We start from the raw sequence: 3,379 nt of genomic DNA, 5'->3' as shown, positions 1-3,379 counted from the left end.
TAATCAGCGGGTTCGGGGTTCGAGTCCCTGGCGGCGCACTTCATGGGAGCCGGGTTCGCTAAATGCGGACCCGGCTTTCTCGTTTTGTCGGTTTTCCTTTTTCGTGGTTCGGGTCACATTCTTTTCCGCCTCGGTCAGCCGAAGGCCAGGGCTATGCGGCGGCCGGACAGGAGGCGGGTTCGGCGGACTTCCTCGTCCACCTCGATGGTCGGGTTGCGGTCCAGGCGGTGGAAGGACTTGGCGAGGAGCCAGTGGGCGGCTTCGGGGCCGATCTGGTGGAGGGTGCCCTGGTCGGCCAGGCGGGCGCGGGCGGTGGTGACGTTGCGGGTGACGAAGGCTTTGCGGACCACGCCGCCGGCCAGTTCGTCGATGAGGAAGACCATGGCGTGTTCGTCGGTGAAGCGGTACGTGCAGAGCAGGGCCAGGTAGCCGGCGTCCAGCGAGCGGTCGCAGATCCAGGAACCGGCGGCGGACAGGGGTGGGCCGGCGGCGGGGACGGCGTTGGCGGCCCATTCGCGGGGTCGGCCGGTGAGCATCGCGGCCAGGAGGCGGAGCAGGCGGTCGTTGCGGCGGGTCGGGCGGGTGGTGGCGTGGTGGATGACGCCGGCCCAGAACTCCTCGTCGGCGGTGATGTCGGACACGGCGGTGCTGACCGTCAACTCGGCGTCGAGCGGGTCGTCGAGTTGGGGCAGGGCGCGGCAGCGGTCCATGAAGCGGCGTTGGGCCGGGGTCAGCGGTGTCCCCTGTGGACGATGGACGACCACGATGGGCCGCCGGGTGCGTGTCTTCCGGCTCACCGCGCGAGGCTGGCACGTCCCCGGCCGCACCGGGCGCAGCGACACCGCGCGGCGGGAGGAGAATCACCGATCGTGGACACCCTGCGCGACGCGATCCTCCGGGCGGCGACCAACCGGCGTGCCCCGCTGCCGCGCACCGGCGGGCTGGCGGCGGCCGATGTGGACGGTGCGGCGCGGGACGTTTTGGACCGGGTGCTCGGTGGGCTGTGGGAGCACGGGTGGCTGCCGGTCGACGTGGTCGAGGTCGTGCGGCGGGGTGCGGACCCGCGGGCCGAGTCGGTGGTGGTGGACGCGATCGCGCGGACGTTGGCGGGGTACCGGTCGTTGCACCCGGAGTGGGTGGAGCAGGCGGCGACGGTCGGTGCGGTCGTGTGGTGGGAGTCGTCGGAGCCTTACCTGTCGCAGTGGGCGGCTCGGCACATCGAGGTGTTGGACGAGGCCGTGGCGGTGGTGGTGGCGGCATTGTCGGCGTTGGTTTCGCTGCCGGTGCTGCCGCAGATCGTGCCGCCACCGGGGACGCTCTTGGCCGATGTGACGCACCACCACGTGGACCCCAAGGTGCTCAAGCGGGTGCGGGGGTTGCTGGCGAAGGCCGAGTCGACGGCGTACCCGGAGGAGGCGGAGGCGCTGTCGGCCAAGGCGCAGGAGTTGGTGACGCGGCACGCGCTGGAACGGATGCCGACCGAGGCGGCGACCACCGCGTCCCGGCGGGTGTGGCTGGACAAGCGGTACTTCGACGGCAAGGCGCAGATCGTGCACGTGGTGGCGGAGGCGAACCGGTGCCGGGCTGTGGTGTACGACCTGGGTTTCGTGGCGTTGGTCGGCGAGGAACTGGATCTGGAGATCGTCGAGTTGCTGTCGGCCTCCCTGTTGGTGCAGGCAACCCGCGCGATGGTGGCCGCGGGCGAGGGCGCGCGCAAGGGCGACGAGGCCCGGTCGTTGGCGTACCGGAAGTCGTTCCTGCTGTCGTACGCGCACCGGGTGGGTGAGCGGTTGAAGGCGGCGAACGAACCTCCGGCAGATGACGACCGGCTGTTGCCCGTGCTGGCGGAGCGGAAGCGGGCGGTCGATCAGCTTTTCACGACCCTGTTCGCTCGCACGGTCGCCAAGTCCACCCCGATCAGGAGTGAGGCTGGGTGGAATGCCGGGCGTGCGGCGGCGAACCGGGCAGACCTCGACGTGCGCCGTCCCTGAGCCGCGCCGGGTCTGACGGTTGTCCCCCGGAGGTGCGCTGGGCCGATGTGGGTCGGCCCAGCGCGCGGGTACCCGAGGGTTGTCAGGCGTGGGTTTTGGTGCGGTTGGAGAGGACGGTTACGCCGGCACCGGCCAGGCCTACCTGGAGGGCCAGTTCGATCCAGTCGATGCCGCTGGTGTGGTCCACGCCGATGATCGACGCCGCGAAGGTGCCCAGCAGGGCCGCCGCGATGCCGACCAGCATCGTCATCAGCAGGGAGATGCGTTGCCTGCCCGGAACGACCAGGCGGCCCAGGCCGCCGATCGCGATGCCGATGAACAAGGCCGAGATGATGCCGGTGATCTCCACGTGGGGTCCCCTCCTCGATGGTGCGCCGTCACCTCGAGCATCACTCGACACCTCCCCCGGGCGAATCGGGTTCAGCCCTGAGAACGCCCTGAGTCCGACCCTGAACTCCCAGGACGTCGGCCGCCTCCGGGGACAGGAGCCGGCCGGGGATGTCGGGGTCGCAACCCACCTTGGCCAGGCGGGCTCGGATGGAGGTGGCAGAACGTTGGTGGTCGCGGGCGAGGGTGCGGATCAGGTCGGTGGTCGGGGTGAGTGGTGAGGCGGAGAGCCAGGTGGCGCGGAGGTGGGCGTCGAGGTCGTCGGTCCAGGGGTGGTTGGCGTTGGCGGGGCGGGAGCGGGGAGAGCGCGGTGGCGGGGCGCCCAGCTTGCCCAGGGCTTCCAGGACTTGGGCCAACAGGCGGCCGACCGTCGCACTGGCGTCCGCGGGCAGTCTGAGGGTGCCCTCGGCCACCGTCGCTCCGGACGTGTCGATCCCGGTCAGCTCCATGGACAGGTCCGGGTCGGCCGCCGCGCGAAGGAGGTAGGTGGTGGTGCCGATGCGGGTCTGGGTTTCGTACGTGGTCGTCGTCATGCTGATCAAGCTACGACGGGGGTACGACAGTCCACGCGGGTCAGCAGAGTGGGCAGTCGTCGGAAGAACAGAAGTCGCTGGTCAAGAAGGGTTTTAGGTGGTTGGCGATGGCGCGGGCGAGGGTGGGGGGGACGGCGTTGCCGATCTGGCGGGCGACCTCGATCTTCGTGCCGCACCACTCGAAGTCGTCGGGGAAGGACTGCAGGCGCGCGGCTTCCAGGTGGGTGATCGGGCGGTCGTGTTCGGGGTGCAGGTAGCGGCCCTTCTCGGGCTTGTAGAACTCCGTGCGGATGGTGAGGGACGGTTCGTCCCAGCGCATCCGGCCCATGACGTCCGTGGTCCCCGTCTTCTTCTCGCGCCAGCAGCGGGGCAGGAGGTGTTCGGGGAGGTCGAAGCGGCCGCCGCCGGGTGGGATGTTGCGGTAGCGCTCCAGTGACAGGGCGGTCGGGTTGCGGCCGATGTGCAGGT

5 protein-coding genes are annotated in these 3,379 nt (G+C 70.3%); 1 reads left to right on the top strand and 4 read right to left on the bottom strand.

Going from position 1 to position 3,379, the window contains the following annotated elements; genetic code table 11:
- Window positions 1–134 precede the first annotated feature (134 nt).
- A complete protein-coding gene (locus RIN75_RS43940) occupies window positions 135–797 on the bottom strand; it encodes a hypothetical protein (protein WP_309118048.1) in 663 nt (220 codons plus the stop codon).
- Between the two features lie 72 nt (window positions 798–869).
- Here RIN75_RS43940 and RIN75_RS43935 point away from each other — a divergent pair, with 72 nt between their 5' ends.
- On the top strand, window positions 870–1,991 hold the full coding sequence (locus RIN75_RS43935) for a DUF2786 domain-containing protein (protein ID WP_309118047.1): 1,122 nt from the start codon (window positions 870–872) through the stop codon (window positions 1,989–1,991).
- Between the two features lie 82 nt (window positions 1,992–2,073).
- Here the strand turns inward: RIN75_RS43935 and RIN75_RS43930 are convergent, their stop codons facing one another.
- From RIN75_RS43930 to RIN75_RS43920, 3 genes are all read right to left on the bottom strand, one after another.
- A complete protein-coding gene (locus RIN75_RS43930; RefSeq protein ID WP_309118046.1) occupies window positions 2,074–2,340 on the bottom strand; it encodes a GlsB/YeaQ/YmgE family stress response membrane protein in 267 nt (88 codons plus the stop codon).
- 40 nt (window positions 2,341–2,380) lie between these two features.
- Window positions 2,381–2,911: a hypothetical protein gene (locus tag RIN75_RS43925; RefSeq protein WP_309118045.1), complete on the bottom strand. Its 531-nt coding sequence runs from the start codon at window positions 2,909–2,911 to the stop codon at window positions 2,381–2,383.
- A 40-nt stretch (window positions 2,912–2,951) separates the two neighbouring features.
- A partial coding sequence (locus RIN75_RS43920; RefSeq protein WP_309118044.1) for a DNA cytosine methyltransferase occupies window positions 2,952–3,379 on the bottom strand: 428 nt, incomplete at its 5' end.

Source organism: Saccharothrix sp., assembly GCF_031180885.1.
In the GTDB taxonomy this organism is placed as follows: Bacteria; Actinomycetota; Actinomycetes; order Mycobacteriales; family Pseudonocardiaceae; genus Actinosynnema.
This window is presented reverse-complemented; position numbering and strand designations above follow the sequence as displayed.

Excerpts from the sequence above, each read along its gene's own strand:
- RIN75_RS43925 (WP_309118045.1), bottom strand. The coding sequence starts at position 2,911 with ATGACGACGACCACGTACGAAACCCAGACCCGCATCGGCACCACCACC.